Consider the following 424-nt stretch of genomic DNA (forward strand, 5'->3'; position numbering starts at 1 on the left):
TTAATGGTTGGCGTGGTGTCGTTGGTATCAACCAAGGTATTAATGCTAATGCTTGGCGCGGTGGTGTTCAGCGTGGCTGTTTCACTAACCGTGGTAGAGTTACCGGCGTTATCACTCACACTGGCTTCAATGGTCAGCTCACCATCAACCAGTGCATTTGGTACATCCGCTGACCAGCTGCCATTCGCTTGCACTGTGGCGGTGAAAGTTTCGGTGGTAATGCCATCGCTAACGCTGATGCTAATTACCGTGCCGGCTGGTGCATTCGTGGTACCACTAATGGTTGGCGTGCTGTCGTTGGTGGCACCCACAGTATCGAGTGTCAGTGTCGGTGCAAGGCTATCTATGGTGCCCGATTGCGTAGCGCCTCCTGTATTGCCCGCCGCATCCGTAATGCTGGCTTGTACACTGTAGCTGCCATCAG

At 53.5% G+C, this 424-nt stretch carries 1 protein-coding gene; it reads right to left on the reverse strand.

Annotated features, from left to right (window positions below):
* Positions 1–424 (reverse strand): Ig-like domain-containing protein (locus MTF68_RS19655; protein WP_248463416.1); only part of this gene is annotated, 424 nt, incomplete at both ends.

This window comes from Pseudoalteromonas sp. 2CM37A (assembly GCF_023161885.1).
Classification (GTDB): Bacteria; Pseudomonadota; Gammaproteobacteria; order Enterobacterales; family Alteromonadaceae; genus Pseudoalteromonas; species Pseudoalteromonas atlantica.